We start from the raw sequence: 22098 nt of genomic DNA on the forward strand, positions 1-22098 counted from the left end.
CGGCGCGTGGCAGTGCCAACGGTGGAGTATGGACTCATGGACATCGGCTCCGTCATCGCCCCGCGTGTGCTGGCTACCGGGCCGGTCGCCACGGTCTACGCGGGCCATCTGGCGGGCGCGGAGGTCGCCGTCAAGGTCTTCGCCGACCGGTTCGACCGGGACACCGCCGCTCGGTTCGACCGGGAGCGACGGGCGCTGGACAGTCTGCGGTGCCGGGCGATCCTGGGCGTCGACGATGTCGTCGAGACGTCCGACGGCCGGTCCGGCGTACGCATGGAGCTGTGCTCGGGTTCCCTGGCAAGCACGCTGGGCTCGCTGAGCCTGGCCGATGTGGTCGACGCCGGCTCGGCGATCGCCGACGCGCTCGCCGCCGCCCACCGGGTGGGCATCACGCACGGCGCGGTCACGCCGCACAACGTGCTCTATCGGCGCTCCGGCGAGGTCGTCGTCGGCGACTTCGGAGTGGTGTTGCGCGACCGGTTCCCGCGCGATCCGGTGCACGCCCTGGAATACACCGCTCCCGAGACGCTGCGCGAGAATCTGCGCTCCCCCGCGTCCGATCTGTACGGCCTGGGCGCTGTGCTGTACGCGATGCTGACGGGTGCGCCACCGTTTCCGCGGCGTACCGGGCAGGCGACGAGCGAGCGGATCCTGCAGGTGCTGCGGGAACCGCCGCCGGTCGTGCACGACGCTCCAGGCGTACTGTCCGAACTGGTCGGGCGGCTGCTGGCCAAGGACCCGGCGGACCGGCCCGCGAACGCCGCCGAGGTGGCCGCAATGCTGCACGGGTTGCAGATCCGGCCGGCCGTCCCGGACGACGACTTCGACTTCGACGACTTCGCCGGAAGCACGCCCACCACGGCGCACCCGAGCCCGGCCGTCCTCGCCACCCCTGCCGTCGCCAGTCCCGCCGTCCCTATCCCCGACGTCGTCGTCCCTACCGAAGAAGCAGCTCCCCCGCCCACGATCGGCGGCCGTACGCTCATCCACACGACCGCCGAGCCCCGGACGCCACGGCGGCGGTTCAAGCCCCAGCACGGTCTGCTCGTCGGGCTCGGTGCGGTGGCGGTCGGCCTCGTCACCGTCCTGCCGATGGTGCTGGACGATCAGCAGTCGCCCTCGCAGGCGAACCCGTCGACCGTCGCCGCCGGCAGCTCCCCCCAGGTCTCGCCGTCGGCCGCGCCGCGAGTCGTGCTCGCCCAGCCTGCCGATCTGGGCCGCAAGGTGCGGCTGACCTGGAGCGCCGAAGGCGACCTGGACTTCGCCGTGGTGGTCGCGGGCGAGCAGATCGACACGATGGTCCTCGTCGCCCGCCGCGACCGTACGCTGACAGTGCCGGTCGATCCGGATCGCAAATACTGCTTCCAGGTGCGAGCCACCGACGGACGGCAGATCTGGACCAGCGAGGCTCTCCCGATCCGTGGGGCGCGCTGCAAACTCTGACGCGTCACCGGCGCGCGAGCGTACGCGGATCGAGCGCCGCGCGCAGTCGCGCCCGCAGGCTGCGGTGGGCCAGTCCCCGGCGGACGAGGTCGACGGAATCCCAGGCGCTCTTCGCGTCGGCGTGGGGGTCCGGCGACCACAGTGTCCGGTCCATGATGGCGCCCAGTCGGCGGACGGGCTGAGCGATGTCTTCATCGGACACCTCGGCGGCCAGGTCGCGAGGCGTCATCCCGGCGCGATACGGCACCCGGTGTTCGGCCAGCCGGTCGCGTACCTCCGCCCAGGCGGCGAGCACTCCTGCCGCACCCGTCCGGCGACGGCGCAGCCAGGTGCGGACACGCTTCGTTGTGCGTACCACTAAAATCCACAGTAGAGCCAGGCTGGGCGGCACAGCCGTGAGCGGTCGCCAACTCCGCCCTTGATCCTGGGCCTGGACCGGCGGCGTCTGTTCGGCCTCCGGAGCGGCGCGCAGCTCGTCCTCGGCCGGAAGCTGATCGCGGGCCTTGGCTGCCGCAGCCGCGAGTCCGCCACTGGACGACGCGGCGGTGGCTCGCGCGGTCGGATCGAGCGGCACCCAGCCGACGCCCTCGACCGCCACCTCCGGCCAGGCCAGCACATCGCCGTTGCGGACGATGTGGAGACCCCCGCCGGCGTCGACGCCGCCGCGATAGCCGACGACGAGCCGGGCGGGGATGCCGGACATCCGGGCCAGCACGACGAAGGCGGCGGCGAACTGCTCGCTCGTGCCGCGCCTGCTGTCGAGCAGGAAGTTGCGCAGTTGGGGCCAGCCATGCCCGGTCGGCAGGTCAGTACCGGCGGCCAACTGATAGTTCACACTCAAGTAGCGCTCCAGTTGCAGCGCGGCCTGCAGGGTCGGGCGCAGGCCCCGCGTCGCCACCTCGGCCTGCTGGTCGATGCCGGCCGGGACGACGCCGAGCCCGCCGAACCCGCCGGCGGCCTGAGTGTCCAATGTGCCCGCGCCGAGCGAGACCGGTTCCGACCAGGTCAGCCGGTAGGTCACCGGCCCGGCTCGGTCGAGTAGCAGCGTGCCGGCGGTCTGATCGACCAGCGGGACGAGCCCGTCCACCCCGCGCGGGATCGCCTGGCTCGGCAGCCACGGCCTGGACAGTCCGCTCACCCGCACGTCGGCGCTTCGGGTGAGATCGCCGTCGGGCGCGCCCATCGGGGCGCCCATCCGCAGCATCCGCGCGGTCGCGTACCAGTTCGCGCCGTCGAATCCGTCCAGCACCACCAGCCGCCACCGGTCGACCGGCCCGTCGGACCGGTAGCGGAACACCTCCCGATCAGGATCGGCGAGCCGCTGCGCGATCTCGCTCAACGGGTTGGCCACGCGGGTCGGCGGCGGTGCCACGCCCTGGCTTTCCTTCAACTGGTACGCATCCCGCCCGGCCGGATCCAGGACACCGAATCCCACCGAGCCGAACAGCATGGCGACCACGGCTGCCCCGATGACGACGGGTGGCGGGCGGCCGGTCCAGAACAGGAGGGCGGCCGGCGCGGCGTAGCAGGCGACGGCGAGCGCCGCCGATGGTCCGTCGAGCGACTGGTACGCCTGCGCGAGCACGACGAGGGCCAGCCCGGGCAGCACTGCGACAGCGGGCCCGATCCACAGCAGGATCTCCACGCCCAGGAGCCCGGCCAGCAACACGGCCAGTGGTACGAACAGGAGCAGCTCGGCGTCCGGCCGAGCCGGCCAGGTGGACTCCAGGGTGAGCCGCCAGCTGTCGGTGACGCCGTGGCGCAGCGTCTGCAACGGCGTACCGGACGGCGACACGGTCGCCCACGCCGCCAGCCCGCCGGCCGTCACGAGGAGCAGCGGCCGCACCGCCGCCAGCTTCGGCCGGCGCAGGGTGAGCTCGACGCCGCCATAACACACCAGGGCCACCGCGAGCACCGGCGCGATCAAGGCTCGCAGCCCGAACACCGGCGCGAACAACAGCCCAGCGGTCGCCGTGGACCCCAGCAGTCCCACCAGTGCGAGCCGGTTCGGCCGACCGGACGCTCCGGTCATCCGATCCCCGCGTTCCATTGCCCCACGGCGTCGGCGGCATCCGTCGCCGCGATCACCCCGGCGGCCGGCTCGATGCCGCTGAACCGGATCACGGTGTCCGGTCGCCACCGCTCGACGACGTCGTCCGGCCCGCCGATCACGACGAGCGCACCGACCGGGCGCGTGGCGCCGAGCCGCTCGGGAACGAGCGGTGCGGAGTCCGGTGCGTCCTGATCGGCCAGACACAACGGATCCAGCAACAGCCGGGCTTGGCGGAGTTCACCGTCCACAACGGAGTCGACTCCGGAGGAGGTGACCAGGCGGCAGGGCTGGCCGGCGGTCAGGGTCGCGTACACGAGGGACGCGGCGACCTCCACGGCCTCCTCGAACTGCTCAGCGCTCAGCACGCCCGCACGCGTATCGAGCAACACCGTCAACCGGGCCTCGACGGGGTCGGCGTACTCGCGGACCATCAGGCGGCCGGTCCGGGCGCTCGCCTTCCAATGCAGGTGGCGTACCTCGTCACCGACCACGTACTCGCGGATCGCCCGCAGGTCCACCGATCCGCGTACGAGGCGATCGGCGGCCGGGCCGTCGTCATGGTGCCGCGGATGTCCGGCCCGGCCGGCTCGGACCCGATGCCGCCGCGGATCGACCCACAGCTCCGCGTCACCGCCGAGCCTGTACGCGGTCCGGACCAGGCCGAACGGGTCACTCCAGGACAAGCTCAGCGGGCCCAGCGCATGACGGCCACGCACGCCCGTCGGCAGTTCATAGTGGTACGCCGCCTGCGCTCCCGGAGCCAGCGATCTGACCGGGATCCGGCGGGTCTCGGCGCCCACGCGGTCCTCGACGGTGAACGCGGCCAGCCACCGGTGCGCGGGGTTGCGCACGACGAGCGTTGCCAACGCGGGCCGCCCTCGCTCGACCCGCTCGGGATCGACGGTCCGGCTGATCTGGACCGCCGGGCGGAATCGGGCGAGCAGCAACGCCAGCGACACCGCGCCGACGGCGGCCCCGCCGATCATCCGCACCATGGCGAACCCGGCGTACTCGCCCAGCAGGTAGCAGCCGATCCCACCGGCGAGCAGGGCCACGCCACGACGCGTGAGCCGCACGGCTACCGGCCGGCCAGGGCCGTCGGCACCGCCGTGTCCGCCAGCAGTTCGGCCACGATGTCGTCGGCCTGCCGCTGCCGCAGCTCCGCCTCCGGGGTGAGCACCAGCCGATGGTGCAGCACCGGCCGGGCCATGTCCTTCACGTCGTCCGGGGTCACGAAGTCGCGCCCATGCGTGGCGGCGAACGCCTGCGCCGCCCGGATCAGAGCGATGCTTCCCCGGGGACTGGCGCCGTACCGCACGTGCGGGTGCTCCCGGCTCGCCGCGGCCAGCCGGACCGCGTACGAGACGACCTCGGGGTCGACGTGACCGGCCCGCACGGTGGTGATCACCTGCTGGAGTTCGTCGAGGGAGAGCACCGGCTCCAGCTGGTGGGGCGAGATCCCGGCTCGGTCGCCCTGGACGGCCCGGGTCTCGGCGTCATGATCGGGGTAGCCGATGGACAGTCGCATCAGGAATCGGTCGAGCTGGGCCTCCGGCAGCCGATAGGTGCCTTCCATCTCGATCGGGTTCTGCGTCGCCACGACCATGAAGGGGCGCGGGACGTCATGGCCCACCGAGTCGACCGTCACCCGGTTCTCCGCCATCACCTCCAGCAGCGCGGCCTGGGTCTTCGGCGTCCCTCGGTTGATCTCGTCGGCCAGCACCACGTGCGCGAAGATCCCGCCCGGGTGGAACTGGAACTGCTCGGTGCTCTGGTGATACACCATCACGCCGGTGATGTCGCTGGGCAGCAGATCCGGGGTGAACTGGATCCGATTCCACGCGCCGCCGACACTGGCGGCCAGGCACCGGGCGAGCGTGGTCTTGCCGACGCCGGGCACGTCCTCGATGAGCAGGTGGCCCTCGGCGAACAGCGTCGTCACGGCCAGCCGCACCGCGTCCGGCTTGCCGTGCAGCACCTGCTGCACGTTGCCGGCGATCAGGTCGTACGCGTCACCGGGGGCCGTCATGGCATCGGCACGACGGCGGGGATCAGCGCGCTGCCGGTCCCGCCCTTGATCTGCGACCCGGATCCGTAGCGCGTCACCGCGTACACCGTGACCGTGATGGCCGCCGTGGTGTTGAAGATGTTGGCGTAGGTGGCCTTCTCGGTCGTCACCGTCTGATCGGGCTGGTCGGGCACCTTCACAACGTAGTGCACCAAGGTGGCTCCGTGCAGGGCCGGACGGGCCCAGACCACGGTGATCGGCCGGGTTCCGAACCACACGCTGGGCACCTGCACGGTGATCACCGGTTTCCCGGCGGCCGGCGAGGGCATCGTGACTCGGACGCCGGTGCCGGGACCACGGCCGGACCCGTTCTCCGCGGTCACCGTGATGACGTGGGTCGTCCCGTTGGCCAGGCTCACCGTGGCGGACGTGGCCGAGCCGCCGACCCGGGTCGACCCGCCCGGCCAGGACAGCCGGTACGCCGTCACCGGCGAGCCGTTCGAGGCGGGCGGCGACCACCGGACGGTCGCGGTACGGTCCCCGGCCGTGGCGGTCACGTTGCGGGGCGCGCCCGGCACGGAGGCCCCGCCGGGTTGGCCCGGGGCGGTGCTGGTCCCGGTGGTCGGGGTCTGCCTGGGCGGCGTCGAGGTCGTGGTCGGGTGCGGCGACGTGCCGCCCACCGCCACCTTGGTCACGACGCCGTTCTCCCCGTTGACCACCAGCACATGGGTGCCGTCGGCGCCGTCGAGGTAGATGCGGTTGTCCTCACCCCGGACCGGTTCGGACGTCATGGCGTCCACCAACGGCACCCGGCTGCGGACGACGCCGGAGCTGTCGTAGGTGGTCAGCTCGTTGTTGACCTGATCGAGAACCGCGATGACCTGCGGAGTCGCGACGGGATCGGCGAAGCGGCCGCCCGGGGGCAGGTCGACGGCCACGGGCTTGGCGACGGGGCGGCTCTGCAGACCGGCCGTGTCGATCAGATGCAGCTGGCCGCGCTCGGGGTCGACGATCGCGAGCCGACCGGCGGCCACGCCGCCGGCGACCTGCGCCGTCAAGGGCAGGTCGACGCCGATCGGCACCGCCTTGCCGAACCCCTCCTTGCCGAAGGTCTGCAAGGTGTCCGCGGTGGTGTCGACCAGCACCGGTCGATCGTCCACAATCGTCACCGAGCCGGTGTGGCCCTGAGCCACCTGCGCCACACAGGTCATCCGGGTCGCGCCGGACGCCAGTTCGCACAGCGAACCGGTGTCGATCCGGTGCAGCCACATCGAACCGTGGCTGGTCACTGCGGGCCGGGACAGCGGGCCGCCTGCCGGGACCGTCGCGGTCGGATCGCCGAGCCGCACTACCTGACCGGCGTTGCGGTAGACCAGATACGGGCCGCCCGCGACCTCGATGACCTCCGGGCGCTCGGTCGCCGGCGGAGTCTGGCTCGCCTCCACGGTCAGCGTCGACTTGTCGAACTCGGTGATCCGGGACCGTCCCACCACGTAGCCCGACTGGTCCCCCTGCGCCACGAGGCTGCCCGCCTCGCCGCCGGGCACCGTGACCTGGACGTCGACCTGATTGGTCGAGCCGTCGACGTGATACGCGGTCTCCCGGCTGTCGTTGTAGACCCAGTGGCCCGCCTGGGCGAACTCAAGGTTGCTGGCGGCGGGCGACCGGTCGGTCAGCACCAGCCCGAGCAGTCCGGCCGACGCGAGGACCAAGACCGCCACCACGAGCCGGGGCCGCATCCCGGCCAGCCTGCCGGGTCCTGGCGTCTCATCCGTGGTCATCGCGGGCCCCCACATCTGCTCCCACAGCCGGAGTCGATCGTAGGTCGAATTGTGCCCACAGTAGATGATCGCCGGCGCGGGTTGGCAGCATCGTGCCATCGGTCGCCCGGTCGCCTGATCCGGCCGGATAGTGTGCTCCGTGACAGGCGCCGGGTGGGCACAGAGCGCGGAGAATCTCGCGGCCGGGCCGTCGCTGCCCGTCCAGCAGGCGCGCCCGGCCACCGATGTGGACGCCGCGTATAGCGTGCAGGCGCAGGCGTTGGCCGCACCCCGAGCCGAAGCTCGCGAGGCGGCGTACGCAGCGCTGGCCGCCGCTCAGGCCGCTGCCGCTGCCCTGCCCGCTCCCGTCGAACAGCAGCCGGCAGCCACCATGCGGCCGAGTCCGGCACCCGCCGTCGTGTCGCCCGGCGTACGCCGTCCCCGCCGGGCGGTGCTGATCCAGATCATGTGCTGGCAGCTCGGACTGATCGCGGGGGTCGTCGCACTCCGTCAGCCGTGGCCGCTGGCCATCGCGATGATCACCGTGGCGGCGGCGTTCATCGCGGTCACCGCGATCCCGGTACGCGGCCGCCGGGCGTACCAGTGGCTTGTGCTTTGGCTTGGTTTCGTGCGCCGTGACCGCGACCGTGACCTGACCGACCAGGCCGGAGCGGCGCTGTTGCGGTTCTTGGCGCCCGAGGCGGTGACCGTCCCGGGTGAGCTGTTCATGGTGAGCCGCGCCGCCGGAGCGACCGCCGTCCTCCAGCCGACCGGCGAGCCCGGCGCGATTCCGTCCGCTACCGACCTGCTGCCCGGCGCGGGCGAGGCTGTCGCGTTCGCCGTGCAGGTCGTGCGGCATGCCGGGACCGACCGCAGCCGTCCACCTCGGACCTGGATCGCGCTTGAGGCGAGGCGCACGGTCGACGTCCACCGTGATCCGGACGTGCACCGCGTCCTCAGCAACGCGGTTCGGCGGGTCCTGCGCCGGCTTCGCCAGGAGGGCCTGCCCGCACGAGTCCTCGTCGAACACGAGGTGCTCAGTACGCTCGCGGCGCTGGCGCACGTCAACGCCGGACGCGGCCAGATCCGGGAGACCTGGCGTCATTGGCGCAGCGGCCCGATCACTCAGATCACGTTCCGGATCGGTGATGCCACAGCGCTCGTCGATCAGCTGCCGGTCCTGGCGCCCGGGGTCGCTGTCACGCTGGCCGTGACGGCGCACCGGCGGCCGGGCCGGGCCGAAGCGGTGACGGAAGCGGTGGTACGCCTCGCAGCGCTCGATCACGGCGCGGTGGAGAAGGCGGCCGTCGAGTTTGAACGGATCGCCGGCGAGCGCGGGGTCGAGGTCGAGCGTCTGGACGGGCGCCATGGCAAGGGTGTGGCCGCGACGCTGCCGATCGGCGGGCCGGACCGCTGAGGCGGACCGAGTGCCGCAGTCGATCGTGGCGTCTGAAGGGCGAAAACCGGGCGACGCCGGGTCGCATCCTCGGGACAATGGTCGCCGTGGATGAGGTCGAAGTCGTCATCGCGCACAACGAGCGCGCGACCTTGCGGGTCGGCGAGGTCTTCCTGAAGATCGACGCCGATCGGACGCGCCTCGATGCCGAGGTCGAGGCGATGACCTTGGCGCCGATTCCGACTCCCCGGATCCTGTGGCGAAAGCCGCCTGTGCTCGCCCTCGCCGCCCTTCGCGGCACCACCCTCGGCACGTTGGGCCGGCCGTCGACCGCGTCCCCGGCGGCCTGGGCGGCGGCGGGAGCCGCCATCCGGTCGCTGCACGACGCGCCGCTTCCGCCGTGGCCCGGCCGGAGCGTCGACAAGCTCGCCGCGGACCTCGAGGACGAATGCGAGTGGCTCCTCGCCACCGAGGCGCTTCCCGCCGGCGTGCTTCCCGCAGACGTCGTCACGCACAACCGCCGGATCGCCGAAACCGTGCTGCGGCCGTGGACCCCGGCGTTCACGCACGGCGACCTGCACGTGGCCCACGTGTTCGCCGAGGGCGACACGATCACCGGCGTGATCGACTGGTCCGAGGCCGCTCCGGGCGACGCCCTCTTCGACCTCGCCAGTCTGACCCTCGGACATCCTGAACACCTGGACGACGTCCTCGCGGGCTACGGCGACGCCGATCGCGACGTGATCCGCGCGTGGTGGTCCATGCGCTGCCTGCTGGCGATCCGCTGGCTGGCCGAACACGGCTTCGACCCGAGCGCGCCCGGCTGCGAGATCGACGTGCTGAGAGCGCAGATGTAGGACGCCCGGCACGACAGGCATCGGCCGAACCGTGTCACGGGCGTGACAAGAGTCAGCGCTGCGCAAACGTGCCAGAACGTGCCACGGCGTCGGGTGCGGACCAAAGTTCGTACGAATAGGTAACCCCTCGGAATTGTTCGGACGTTTCGTCCGAGCTGTCTGACAGCATCGTCTTCCGACCAACCTTGCCTATTTGCGCGTCTCGGGAGTTTTGTCGCCCCACCCATTCATGGGTGCGATGGCGGCTGCCCGACGAACGTCCTCATCCATGTTTGAAGGAGCCCACGGTGCGATTGAGCCGTGCAGTCATTTCTCGTCCGCGCCGGCACGCGGCCCGATGGCTCACCGTGGCCATCGCGGCCGCGCTGGCGATCGTGTCCACGACGGCCAGCCCCGGTGCCGCGCGCCCGAAGTCCCCCACGGGCACGACGGTCGTCGCGCCGTCGATCGTCGGCTACCCGCCGGTCGCCGCACCTCAGACGCCTGCCCCGAACCCGCTGCCCAAGAAGGGCGGCTCCGTCAAGCTCGACAAGTCCGCTCGCGTCAGCCCGAAGGCCGGCGCGTCGACGCTGGCCACCCCGGCCACCGCGAAGGTCGCCCTGCGTGCGCTGGTGGTCGCCACCTCCAGCGACGACTTCGGCGTGCCGACGTGGACCTCGACGCTGGACCAGGTCGGCGCGGCGTACGACGTGCTCTACACGGCGACCACGCCGTTGGCGAGCACGACGCTGGTGCGGCCGGACGGCACCGGCAAGTACAACGCGATCCTGCTCACCAGCACGATGCTGCTGTACTCCGACGGCGGCGGATACACCGCCGGGCTGACCGGCGACGAGTGGAACCTGCTGTGGGCGTACGAGCGGGACTACGGGGTTCGCCAGGCCTCGCTCTACGGCAGCTACGGCAGCTGGCCGGAGGACTACTGCCTGCGCGCGCGTACCGAGGGCAGCGTCGGTGACACCGCCCTGACCGCGACCCTGACGACCGACGGCGCAGCCGCGCTGGACTACCTCAACCCGGCCGCGAACATCCCGATCCTGCAGTCCTACGTCTATCGCAACCAGCTCGCGGCCGGCTGCGCCGCCCAGCCGGTACTGCAGATCGGGTCCGACGTCGTCGGCGTACGCAGCACCTCCACCGACGGACGCGAGCGGATGACCCTCACGTTCACCTCGAACCAGTACCTGCTGCAGGCCCGCCTGCTGACCTACGGCCTGTTCCGCTGGGCCAGCAAGGATCTGTTCCTCGGCGACCAGCGCCACTACCTCAACATCGACGTGGACGACTGGTTCAACACCTCCGACGAGATGTTGCCGAACGGTCAGCTCAACAGCGACCCGGGCTACCAGATGAGCGGGCACGACGCGTACAACGCGTACCTCCGGCAGACCGGGCTGCGCAGCTCCTATCCGCTGGCCTCGCAGCTCACCTTCGGCATGGCCATCAACGGCGGCGACGCCAACCTCACGGCCGCTTCCCAGTGCTACCCCAACGGAGGCATCAACCGGTTGACCTCCACCACCCGCTGCCTGCGCAACAACTTCCGGTGGATCAACCACACGCTGACGCATCCGAAGATGAACGCCACCCCGTACGCCACCAACGTGGCCGAGATCAGCCAGAACCTCACCGTCGCCCAGCGGCTCGGGTTGCCGGTCGACCGGACCGTGCTGAAGACGCCGGAGTACTCGGGCCTGGGCGTCTACAACCCGGACGCCACGAACGACGTCGACCCGCCCACCGACTTCGGGCTGAACGCCTCCAACCCCGACCTGCTGCGCGCCGCCACCGACCTCGGGGTGAAGTACCTGCACGGCAACATGTCGTTCCCGAGCCACCAGCCGCCGTGCTTCAACTGCGTGATCGCGCATCCGATGGCGCCGAACCTGAGCATCGTGCCGGACTGGCCCACGAACATCGCGTACTTCTCGACGACGCCCGACGAGGAGACCTACTTCTACAACTCGTTCTACGGGCCGAACGGCAAGTTCCCGTACTGGTCGACCAACCTGACCTACAGCCAGATCATCGCGTACGAGACCGATCAGGCGCTGCTGCGGCTCGCCGCCGGGTCGTCCTACACGACCACGTTCCACATCGGCAATCTGCGCGACTACGGCAGCGGCCAGACGCTGCTCACCGATTGGGCCCAGCAGCTGCTGGCCAAGTACAGCTCGTACTACTCGGTGCCGGTGCTCAGCCCCGGCTGGCCCGCCCTGGCCGCCTACGCCCAGGCCCGCACAGCCCACTTCGCGCAGCTCAGGGCCGGTGTGGACGCCGTGTATGACGCCGCGACCGTCACGGTCACGCTGACGTCGCCCACTGCGGGCACCCTCACGCTGTGCGGCGCGCAGACCGCCGGCGCCACCACCTATGGCAACGACGTCTCGGCACAGCTCACGCTCGCGGCGAACACGCCGCTCACCGTGTCGATGCGGCCCCGGCTATGAAGATAGCGCTCGTCTCGGAGGGGACCTACCCGTACGCGGTCGGCGGCGTCAGCACCTGGTGCGACCAGCTGATCCGGGGGTTCCCCGAATACCGGTGGGACATGGTGGCGCTCACCGTGGACGGCACCGAACGACCGCTGTGGAGCACCCCGGCCAACCTCGACACGCTGCACCGGATACCGGTCTGGGGATCGAGGCGGCCGGGGCGGGCTCCGGCCGGCGCCCAGGCCGAGCGGTTCGCCGCCGCGTACGAGACGCTGCTCGCGGCGATGCTGACGCCGCCGGAGATCCGCTCCAGTGCCACGGCGGTGTCGCAAAGCCGGTTCCTGCTGGGTTTGCGGGCGGTCTACGACTTCGCGGCGGCCGGCGGCGACCCGTACGCCGCCATCACCACGAACCAGTCCATCAGCCAGCTCCTCGACGCCGCCCGGAAGCTGCGCGGCTGGGATCTGGAGCTGGCCGAGGCGGCGTACGCCGCCGACGTCCTCGGTCACCTGCTGCGTCCGCTGGCCGCCCCACCGCCGCGCTGCGATCTCGTCCATGCCTCCATGAACGGGTTGAGCATGCTGGTGGCGATGGCCGCCAAGTGGCGCGACGGCACCCCGGTCGTCATGAGCGAGCACGGCATCTACCTGCGTGAGCGGTATCTCGAGTACATGGACTCCGACGCGCCGCCCGCGGTGCGGACGCTGCTGCTGGGGTTCTTCCGCTCGGTGGCCGCGGCCGGTTACCTGATCTCGGACGTGCTCGCCCCGCATTCCGACTACAACCGGCGCTGGCAGCATCAGTTCGGCGCTGATCCGGACCGGATCTGGACGATGTACAACGGCGTCGAACTCGATCAGTTCCCGGTCGCCGACGGCGAACCGGCTGTGCCGACGGTCGTCTACCTCGGCCGGATCAATCCGCTCAAGGACGTGCACACGCTCATCCGGGCGTTCGCCACCGTGCGCACCCGCGTCCGGGGCGCCCGGCTGCGCATCTTCGGCGCCGCCGGTCCCGGTGACGAGGCGTACGCCGCGAGCTGCCGGCAGCTGGCCGAAGACCTCGGGCTCGCCCAGTGGGTCACGTTCGAGGGCTCGGTGGACTCGCCGGTCACGGCGTACCACGCGGGCACCGTCGTCACCCTGACCAGCATCTCCGAGGGCTTCCCGGTGGCGGTCGTCGAGGCGATGGCGTGCGGCCGGGCGATGGTCTGCACCAACGTCGGCGGCGTGTCGGAGGCGGTGGCCGACGCCGGTTTCGTCGTGGCTCCGCGTGACCCGCTGGCCGTCGCCGACGCGTTGACGAAGCTCCTCACCGATCACGGTCTGCGGCACCGGATGGCGCGGACCGCCCGGGAGCGGGTCACGCAGTGGTTCACCCTGGCCGATTCGCTGCACGCCTATCGGCAGGTGTACGAGGCCCTGGTGGCGCAGCCGCAGCCGGCTGTCGTGGCCCAAGAGCGTCAGCTGCTTCCCGTCGCCACGGTCCAGCCGGCGCCCCGGTTACGCGTGATCGGCCGGGTGCCGTTGGCACACATCGAGGAGGTCGCATGAGCGCCGGGGCTTTGATGCCGCGGGCGCGCCAGGCCGCCGACGACGCCACGGCCGACGTCGGCTCCGTGCTGGCGCGGATCAGCGGGTCCGATCCGGTGGACTACCTGGTGGAGCGCAGCCGCGCGGTCGCCGTACGCGCGGTGGACCCGCTGCAGATCGCCGCCTGGCTGGAGACCGACGGAGTGACCGACCGGGTGGCGCGGGTGGAGTTCGGCTACGCCGACGTGTTCGCGCTCGCCGAGGAGGTCTTTCGCCGGGCCGGTCCGCCGCCCCCGGTCGACCGGCCCGCTCCCCCGGCGCTGGTCCGGGGCGCCCGCGATCTCGGCCACGGGGCGTTGTACCTGCTGCCCACGGCGATCTTCCCGGCTGTGCTGACGATGCTCGGCGCAAGCGCGCTCCTGCGGGGAGTCCTCCTGGTCGGCTGGGTGAGCTGGGTGTTGAGCGGCAGCGCGGCGTGGCTCGGATATCACCTGGTCGGCGTCGGCCGGCCCGAGTCCGCCGGGCGGATTCTGCGGTGGTCGACGCTGGCCTCGCTTCCGGTCAGCGGACTGCTCGGCGCACTCGTCGTCGGGCGGAACGGCGGCGCGATCATCCTCGCGGTGGGGCTGACGGCGTATCAGATGAGCGTGACGACGCTGGTGTTCTACCGGCACGAGCAGTGGATCTTCGCCGCCATGGCGCCGGCCGCGCTGGCTGGGATCCTCTGCCTGACCGTCGGGCCCCGGCTGCTCGGGCCGGCGGTGGTCCTCGCGATGACGGCGGTCGCGTTCACGCTCGGCGCCGCGCTGCACGCCACGACGCATCCCGAGGCCCGGCCTGAGCCGCCACTGTGGCCGATGATCCGGATGAACCTCCGCCGGCTGAGCCTGGTCGTGGCGTTCACCGCCCTGACGGCGGCCTACTTCCTTTACCCACAGGCCTATCTGCTGTCCGGCGACCTGGTCATCGCGCTCGGCGCGCTGCCGGTGGTCGCCGGGATGGGCATCGTGGAATGGCAGGCGCATCGCTTCGGCGACCGCGCGCACGCGTTGCTGGCCGAGGTGGGCCGACCCGACCGGTTCGCGGCCAGGGCCAACCGGCTCATGCTGATCGGGCTGGGAACGTGCCTGGCCGGTGTCGGCCTGCTCGCGGCCGGGCTGGTGGCGGCACTCGCCGTCGCCGGCAAGGTCAGCCCGCCGGTCCTGGCCATGTCGGCCGCGTCGGTGTTGCTCGCGGGCGCGTACTTCGTGACGTTCCTGCTCGCCAACCTCGGCCGGCAGGCGTGGCTGTGCGTCAGTCTGCTCGGCTGCCTGGTCGCGTTCACCGCCGCGGCCGGCAGCGCGTCGGCGGCGCGGGCCGCGGAGGTGTTCGCCGCCACGACGGCCCTTCTGCTGCTCCTGACGCTGGTCGCCGCGTACCGCCGGATCGGCCAGGTCTGGGGGCACCGGTGACGACGTCCGATCATCCGCACGCGACTCATCCGCACACGACTCAGCCGTACGCGACTCATCCGCACCTGACTCATCCGCACACGGCTCATCCGCACACGACGAAGGAGGTCCGCCGTGCACGCTGTGATCCTGGCGGGCGGTAAGGGAACCCGGCTCCTGCCGTACACGACCGCATTGCCGAAACCTCTGGTACCCATCGGCGACAACCACTCGATCCTCGACATCATCCTGTGCCAGCTGGCCGGGGCCGGCTTCACCTCGGCCACCCTGGCGATCAACCACCTGGGCCGGCTCATCCGGGCGTTCGCCGGGGACGGGTCACGCTGGGGCATCTCCATCGACTACGCCGAGGAGAACAGTCCGCTGTCCACAGTGGGGCCGCTGTTCGGGCTCAGAGAACGGCTCCCCGAGACGTTCCTGGTGATGAACGGCGACGTGCTGACCGACCTGAACTACGCCGACCTGCTCACCACCCACCAACGCAGCGGTGCTCCGCTGACCGTCGCCACGTCACCGCGCACGACCCACATCGAGTTCGGCGTGCTGACCCTGGAGAACCGCAAAGTCGTCGGATTCACCGAGAAACCGGCGTTCACCTACCGGGTCAGCATGGGCGTCTACGGCATGTCCCGCGACACGTTGCAGCCGTACGCCCTCGGCCAGGCGCTCGGCTTCGACCGGCTCATCCTCGACCTCATCGACCGGCGGCAGTTCCCGGCCACCTACGACTTCGGCGGCTTCTGGCTCGACATCGGCCGGCCCGATGACTACGACGTGGCCAACCGGGACTTCGCCGAGTTGCAGGATCTGCTCCTGCCCGAACCGGTCCGCACGCTGGTGGAGGCGAGATGAACCGAATCCTGCTGCTGGGCGCGTCGGGCTTCCTCGGCGGTCATGTGCACCGGGCACTGCTGGACCACCCTCGGCTCAACGACGTCAGCTGTCCCGGCCGCGATCGGTGCGACCTGATCAACGCCTCGGTCGGCGACATCACGCGGCTGCTGAACGACGAGCACCCGGCCGCCGTCGTCAACTGCACCGGGCGGCTGGACGGGGACCTCGCCGACCTGGTGCTCGCCAACACCGTCGTCACGGCCAAACTGCTCGACGCCATCGCCGCGACGAACGCGCCGATCCGCCTGGTACGCCTCGGCTCGGCCGGCGAGTACGGGCCGATCCCGTTCCATCATTCGGTCACCGAGACGCATCCGGCCCAGCCGGTCGGCGCGTACGGGCTCAGCCACCTCACGGCGACGCACCTGGTGTCCATGGCGGCCGCCGCCGGCCGAGTCGACGGCGTGACGCTGCGGGTGTTCAACCCGATCGGCACCGGATCGGGCGATGCCAGCCTGCTCGGCCGGGCCACGACGCAACTGCGCCAAGCGGTTTCGGGGGGATGGACGTCGATGACGTTCGGCCCGCTGTCGGCGTATCGCGACTTCGTGGACGCCCGCGACGTGGCGAGTGCGGTCGCCGCCGCGCTCCTCGCGCCCCGGCTGCCGGTCCGGGTGCTCAACGTCGGCAGCGGCCGGGCGGTGCAGACGCGGGCCGCCGTCCAGGCGTTGGCTCGCCTGGCCGGGTTCACCGGTGAGATCAAGGAGACCGGCGCGAGTTCGGAGCGCTCCGCCGAGGTGAGCTGGACCTGCGCCGATATCAGCCACGCCGGGTCGATTCTGGACTGGCGACCGGCGCACGACCTGGACGAGTCGCTCAAGGCGTTGTGGGCGGGATCGGCCGGCGCATGAAAGGCATGTGTCCCACCGTCGTCGTGCTGACGCTGACCCTGGCCGCCGGCGGCTGCAGCGAGCCGCCGGCCACCTCGGCTGCCTCCGACAGCGGCTGGATCTACCAGTTGCAGGGTTATCCGGGTGGCCGGCTCGACGAGATCGCGGCCCGCAGACCGCCGTACGCCGTGATCGACCTGGCTCGCGACAACTCGGCCGGCTACTTCCGAGCCGACGAGATCGCGGCGCTCCGGGCCGCCGGAACGACGGTCTTGGCGTACTTCGAGATCGGCAGCATCGAGAACTTCCGGCCCGACTTCGCGGCCGTGCAGGATCGGGGGCTGCTGCTCAACGAATGGTCGGACTGGCCCGGCGAGCGGTTCGGCCGCTACTGGGAGCCGGCTTGGTGGGACACCGTCGTCCGGCCGCGGCTGGACCGGGCGCTGGCGGCCGGGTTCGACGGCGCCTATCTGGACACCCCGCTCGCCTACGAGGAGATCGACCTCGCGCGCGTACCGGGATGGGATCGCGGACGGCTGGCGCGGGCGATGGCTGACCTCGTCGTGCGAATCAGCCGGTACGCGAAGGCCCACCGCCCCGGGTTCCGCATCGTCCCGCAGAACTCGCCGGAACTGCGTCACCAGGGCGGCTACCCCGAGGCGATCGACGGTGTCGGCGTCGAAGAGCTCTTCTACCAAGCGACCGACGTGCCCTGCGAGCAGCGCTACTGCGCCGAGAACCTCGCCGACGTGGAGGCGTTGCGCGACGGCGGCAAGTTCGTGCTCGCCGTCGACTACGCGGTGAAGCCGGAGCACGTCCAGGCGTTGTGCACCCGCTACCGAAAAGAACAGTTCGCCGGCTATGTCGGCGTACGCGAGCTGGACCGCATCGGGGTCAGCTGCTGATCACTGTAGGAGGATCTGGAAAGTGCCGAAGAACATCGGGATCATCGGGCTGGGCTATGTCGGGCTCACCCTCACCGCCGCGCTCGCCCGGGCCGGGCACACCGTCCACGCCGTGGACGTGCAGCCGGACGTCGTCGACGAGCTGGCCCGCGGCCGGACGCACATCTACGAGCCGGGCGTGGACGAGGTGCTCCGCAGGTACGCCGGCACCCGCATCCTCGTGGGCCGGCAGCTGCCCCGGGACGGGCTGGACGCCGCGGTCATCTGCGTCTCGACGCCCGTGGATCCGCTCACTCACGAGCCCGACCTGCGAAACGTCGCCGCCGCGACCGCCGACGTCGCCGAGTGGTGCGCACCCGGCACGCTCGTGGTCGTCCGCAGCACGGTGCCGATCGGTGCCTGCCGGCGGGTCGTCCTGCCGATCCTCGCCGCCACCTGGGAGACGCCGTTGCTGGCGATGGCGCCGGAGCGGACGATCCAGGGCCAGGCGCTCCGGGAGCTCGTCGAGTTGCCGCAGATCGTCGGCGGCCTCGACGACGCGAGTGTGGCCGCCGCCGTCGAGGTGTTCGGACAGCTCGCCAACGTCGTGGTGCCGGTCTCCAGTTTGGAGGTGGCCGAGATGGTCAAGCTGGCCAACAACTGCCACACCGACCTGATCTACGCCTTCGGCAACGAGGTGGCGCTGATCGCCGAACGGCACGGGATCGATCCGCTGGAGCTGATCCACGCCGCCAACGTCGGCTATCCGAGGCCGGACCTGTCCCGCCCCGGATACGTCGGCGGCGGCTGTCTGTCCAAGGACCCGTACCTGATGCTCGCCAGTTCCGCCGGCGAGGGGACGTTCCTCATCGACCGGGCGCGCGAGCTCAACGAACACCTGCCGCTGCACGTGGCCCGCCAAGTGGTGGAGCTCCTCGCGGAGCGTCACGGTTCCACGGCCGGCAAGCGGCTGGCCGTGCTGGGCTGGGCGTACAAGGGCACCCCGCCGACCGACGACATGCGCGGCACGCCCATCGCGACGATGATTCCGGTGTTCCGCGAGGCCGGGCTGACCGTGCTTGGGCACGATCCGATGGTGACCCCCGAGGTGATCCGGGCCTTCGGCGGCGAGCCGATCAGTCTGGAGAAGGCCTTCAGCGACAGCGACGCCGTCCTGGTCATCACCGACCATCCCGACTATCGTGCGCTGCGCGTCGAGGACGTGGTCACCTACGGGCAGCCGGAGCTGGTCTACGACTCCTGGCGGGTGCTGAACGAGAAGGCGCTGACGGCGGCGGGCATCCGATACGCCGGGCTCGGCTATCGAGTGGGGGCGCCGGCATGAGGACACTGCTTCTGGGCGGCGCGGGGTTCATCGGGCTGCACCTGGCCCGCCGGCTCACCGCCGACGGCCACCAGGTCTGCATCGTCGACGACTTCTCCCGCGCCCGCCACGACCAGGACCTCACCACCGTCTGCGAGCATCCGGCGGTCACGGTGGTCTCGGCCGACCTGACCTCGGCCGAGGCGTGGGCCGACCTTGAGCACGGCTGGGATCAGGTCTACCTGCTCGCGGCGGTGGTGGGCGTACGCAATGTGGAACGCGATCCGGCCCGGGTCATCCGGGTCAACACCATGACGGTGATGAACCTGCTGGACTGGATCCGCCCCGTCGAGGACGGCCGGGTGTTCTTCGCCTCGACCAGCGAGGTGTACGCCGGCGGCGTCGAAGCGGGCGTCGTCGGCATCCCGACCGCCGAGAACGTTCCCCTGATGATCTCCGACATCGCCGCGCCACGGTTCGCGTACGCCGCGAGCAAGCTGCTCGGCGAGGCGGCCCTGCTGCATGCCGCCACCGCGAAGCGGTTCGACCTGGTCATCGGCCGGTTCCACAATGTATACGGCCCGCGCATGGGCAGCGACCACGTCATTCCCGAGATGCTGATGCGAGCCGTGAACGGCGAGGAGCCGTTCGCCGTCCCGGGCGCCGACCAGTATCGCGCCTTCTGCTACATCGACGACGCGATCGAGGCCATGCTGCGGCTGATGGAGAGCCCCAAGGCGAGCCGGCGGATCGTACACATCGGCAACGACACCGAGACCACCAAGATCGTCGACCTGGCGGCGCTCGTCCTGGAGGCGACCGGGCACACCGCCACCGTCCACGCCGAACCCGCGCCGTCGGGATCCGTGAGCCGCCGCTGGCCCGACCTCTCGCTGCTGCGACGGCTGACCGGCTACGAGCCGAAGGTCTCCCTCGCCGAGGGCGTCATCCGCACCCGAGACTGGTACGCGGCATGGATGCGGCCAGGCCGCAAACGTAAGCCGATCGCCTTCTACTACGGCAACGGGCAACTCGACCGGCTGACCGAGTACCGCACAGTGGTGCTGCAACCAGACTTCTACCGGGCCCGTGATCTGCTCTACCTCGGCCAGCGGGGCGTACGCACCCTGGCGTACCTGTCGCTGTCGGAGGACCAGGGCCCGCCGGCGCCCTGGCAGCGCGACGACCGCAACCCGGACTGGGGCGGCCACTTCGTCCACGTCGATCATCCCGGCTGGGTCGACCACGTCCTGAACCAGGCGGACACCGCGTTGGCGATGGGCTTCGACGGCCTGTTCCTCGACACGCTCAACGTCGAGCTGACCTATCCGGAGGACGTCCCGCATCTGATCTCCCTGATCACCGCGATGCGGGCGATGGCCGGGTCGGCGTACATCCTGGCCAACCGCGGCTTCGGCATGCTTCCGGAACTCGCCGAACTCGTGGACGGCATGCTCTTCGAGTCCTTCTCCGTGCGGTGGGTCGAAGACGGCTACGCCCCGTGGCCGCAGGACGTGCTGGAGCACCATGCGCAGATCGCCGAAGGCCTGGCCGAGCTCGGGCTGGACCTGTTCGCGCTCGACTACGCCGACAGCGACGGGCTCGCCGCCTTCGCCGCCCGGCGGGCGGAACAGTTCGGATTGGAGGTGTTCGTCAGCGACCGGGCCCTCTCCCAGCTGTGAGTCGACGGGCACGTCCGGTCGGAGAGTTTCCGCCGGGAGCGCACGCAGCGTGCTCCCGGCGCATACGCGCGGGCCGTTCTTGATCGACGATCTTGTGTGCGGAGATCCTCGGCGTCTACTTTGTACAGATCATTTTCCGTTTGGGGAGGATCTGTATGGGACACGAGGACCGGGGCGGCATGAGCCGCCGGGCACTGACACTCGGGCTGGGCGCGGTCGGCGGTGCGAGCGCCGCCGCGCTGCTGGGCGTCGAGGCCGCCGCCGCCAACACCGACCCCTCGGTCTACACGGTGGACGTGAAGACCTTCGGGGCCAAAGGCGACGGCGTGACCGACGACTCCGCGGCCATCAAGGCCGCCGTGACCGCCGCGATCGCCGGCCGGGCGTCCGGCGTGGCACAGAAGGAGATCTTCTTCCCGCCGGGCAACTACCGCATCACACAGAAGGACACCCTCATGTGGTCCCCGACCACCGGCACCGCCGACCAGGTCTTCGGCCTGCGTTACCGCGGCTCCGGCGTACGGGTCACGACGATCACGTTCGACACCACGTTCGCCGCGAACGCCGACCCACGGGAGAACAATCTCATCACCGCGGCGGTACGCCTGCGCTACACCACGTTCGAGGACATGAGCATCAGCTCGTCCAATCCCAATAACAACTTCGCGTACTACTGGTCGGTGACCTCGGTCGCGAGCGACTCGGTGTACCCGCAGTATGGGGCCGGGCAGAACCAGTACTTCGTCTACCGCAACGTCGAGTGGCGCGGAAAGTGGAACCGGGTCATCGGGCTCGACGGCGACAAATACTCCAACAACAACAGCGAGCACCATTTCCTGCTCTGCTCGACGGACACCGTCTCGGCGTACACCGACGCGTTCCTGCACTGCGGTGTGACCAACCCGGCCGGGAGCAAACAACAGGACCAGTTCCTCAACTACTTCTTCCTGTCCTGCAACTTCGCCCTGGCCGGGGGTGACCTGCTCAAGTTCGACCGGGGCGGCTCCATCAACGTCTTCGGCGGCTCGTGGTCGATGGTCGGCACCGCGCCCGCGCGCTACTTCGCGCTCTCCAACACCGCCGACGGCGACATCACCGACGCGCGTCTCAACGTGAACGGCGTACGATTCGAACCCAAGAAGGGAGCCGAGCAGAAGGTCATCGACTGCGCCTGGAACCGGGGCAACGTCACCTTCACCTCCTGCTCCGACGTCGCCGCGATCCAGGACTCGGCCGGATTCCTGAACTTCCACCGCTACACCGGCGGCGGCACGGGCCGGCTGCCGATCGTGCGCTACCAGGACTGCGTCCTGGGCGGCTACCACGTGGTGGCGGCAGATGGGGCCACCCTCACCAACGGCAAGCTGATCTACGAAGGCTGCCGGTTCCACCACACCTCGACCGCGGTGAGCACCTCGACCGGGACGGCCTTCCTCCGTTACGACGCCAACCCCAAGCGGTACGCCTTCCGCGACTCCTGGGCGACCGCGGACGTCACGGCGTAACCGGATCGGCCTCGTGGCCGGGACCGATGTCGCCCGGCCACGAG

16 protein-coding genes are annotated in these 22098 nt (G+C 70.8%); 12 read left to right on the forward strand and 4 right to left on the reverse strand.

What is annotated here, in order from left to right:
* Positions 1-6: 6 nt before the first annotated feature.
* A complete protein-coding gene (locus AB0M47_RS03320; protein WP_363407589.1) occupies positions 7-1443 on the forward strand; it encodes a protein kinase in 1437 nt (478 codons plus the stop codon).
* A 4-nt stretch (positions 1444-1447) separates the two neighbouring features.
* Here the strand turns inward: AB0M47_RS03320 and AB0M47_RS03325 are convergent, their stop codons facing one another.
* The 4 genes from AB0M47_RS03325 to AB0M47_RS03340 are packed head-to-tail and all read right to left on the reverse strand — an operon-like array spanning position 1448 to position 7285.
* Positions 1448-3475 carry a transglutaminaseTgpA domain-containing protein gene (locus AB0M47_RS03325; RefSeq protein WP_363407592.1) on the reverse strand — a complete coding sequence of 676 codons (2028 nt, stop codon included), beginning with the start codon at positions 3473-3475 and terminating at the stop codon, positions 1448-1450.
* Positions 3472-4572: a DUF58 domain-containing protein gene (locus AB0M47_RS03330; protein WP_363407595.1), complete on the reverse strand. Its 1101-nt coding sequence runs from the start codon at positions 4570-4572 to the stop codon at positions 3472-3474. Before AB0M47_RS03330 ends, AB0M47_RS03325 begins: the two co-directional genes overlap by 4 nt.
* Positions 4573-4574: 2 nt before the next feature.
* Positions 4575-5525: a MoxR family ATPase gene (locus AB0M47_RS03335; protein WP_363407598.1), complete on the reverse strand. Its 951-nt coding sequence runs from the start codon at positions 5523-5525 to the stop codon at positions 4575-4577.
* Positions 5522-7285 carry a fibronectin type III domain-containing protein gene (locus tag AB0M47_RS03340; RefSeq protein ID WP_363407601.1) on the reverse strand — a complete coding sequence of 588 codons (1764 nt, stop codon included), beginning with the start codon at positions 7283-7285 and terminating at the stop codon, positions 5522-5524. Before AB0M47_RS03340 ends, AB0M47_RS03335 begins: the two co-directional genes overlap by 4 nt.
* A 139-nt stretch (positions 7286-7424) precedes the next feature.
* On the opposite strand from AB0M47_RS03340, the gene AB0M47_RS03345 reads away from it, so the two are divergent.
* From AB0M47_RS03345 to AB0M47_RS03395, 11 genes are all read left to right on the forward strand, one after another.
* Entirely contained in the window at positions 7425-8681 is a 1257-nt protein-coding gene (locus tag AB0M47_RS03345; protein WP_363407604.1) for a type VII secretion protein EccE, read from the forward strand.
* Positions 8682-8758: 77 nt separating this feature from the next.
* Complete coding sequence (locus tag AB0M47_RS03350; protein ID WP_363407607.1) at positions 8759-9517, forward strand: aminoglycoside phosphotransferase family protein; 759 nt, start codon at positions 8759-8761, stop codon at positions 9515-9517.
* 287 nt (positions 9518-9804) lie between these two features.
* Complete coding sequence (locus AB0M47_RS03355) at positions 9805-11967, forward strand: hypothetical protein (protein ID WP_363407610.1); 2163 nt, start codon at positions 9805-9807, stop codon at positions 11965-11967.
* The gene (pelF, locus tag AB0M47_RS03360; RefSeq protein WP_363407613.1) at positions 11964-13505 is read left to right on the forward strand and encodes a GT4 family glycosyltransferase PelF; all 1542 of its coding nucleotides are present in this window, start codon (positions 11964-11966) and stop codon (positions 13503-13505) included. The genes AB0M47_RS03355 and pelF overlap by 4 nt, the downstream gene beginning before the upstream one ends.
* A complete protein-coding gene (locus AB0M47_RS03365) occupies positions 13502-14935 on the forward strand; it encodes a hypothetical protein (RefSeq protein ID WP_363407616.1) in 1434 nt (477 codons plus the stop codon). The genes pelF and AB0M47_RS03365 overlap by 4 nt, the downstream gene beginning before the upstream one ends.
* A 114-nt stretch (positions 14936-15049) precedes the next feature.
* Complete coding sequence (locus tag AB0M47_RS03370) at positions 15050-15787, forward strand: sugar phosphate nucleotidyltransferase (protein ID WP_363407619.1); 738 nt, start codon at positions 15050-15052, stop codon at positions 15785-15787.
* Positions 15784-16680, forward strand: a complete 897-nt coding sequence (locus AB0M47_RS03375) for an NAD(P)-dependent oxidoreductase (protein ID WP_363407622.1) — start codon at positions 15784-15786, stop codon at positions 16678-16680. Before AB0M47_RS03370 ends, AB0M47_RS03375 begins: the two co-directional genes overlap by 4 nt.
* A 5-nt stretch (positions 16681-16685) precedes the next feature.
* Positions 16686-17564 carry an endo alpha-1,4 polygalactosaminidase gene (locus tag AB0M47_RS03380; protein WP_363407625.1) on the forward strand — a complete coding sequence of 293 codons (879 nt, stop codon included), beginning with the start codon at positions 16686-16688 and terminating at the stop codon, positions 17562-17564.
* Between the two features lie 22 nt (positions 17565-17586).
* A complete protein-coding gene (locus tag AB0M47_RS03385; RefSeq protein ID WP_363407628.1) occupies positions 17587-18888 on the forward strand; it encodes a nucleotide sugar dehydrogenase in 1302 nt (433 codons plus the stop codon).
* Complete coding sequence (locus AB0M47_RS03390) at positions 18885-20549, forward strand: NAD-dependent epimerase/dehydratase family protein (RefSeq protein ID WP_363407631.1); 1665 nt, start codon at positions 18885-18887, stop codon at positions 20547-20549. The genes AB0M47_RS03385 and AB0M47_RS03390 overlap by 4 nt, the downstream gene beginning before the upstream one ends.
* A gap of 155 nt (positions 20550-20704) precedes the next feature.
* Positions 20705-22054 carry a glycosyl hydrolase family 28-related protein gene (locus tag AB0M47_RS03395; RefSeq protein WP_363407634.1) on the forward strand — a complete coding sequence of 450 codons (1350 nt, stop codon included), beginning with the start codon at positions 20705-20707 and terminating at the stop codon, positions 22052-22054.
* Positions 22055-22098: the final 44 nt, after the last annotated feature.

It is taken from the genome of Hamadaea sp. NPDC051192, assembly GCF_040682475.1.
GTDB lineage: Bacteria > Actinomycetota > Actinomycetes > Mycobacteriales > Micromonosporaceae > Hamadaea > Hamadaea flava.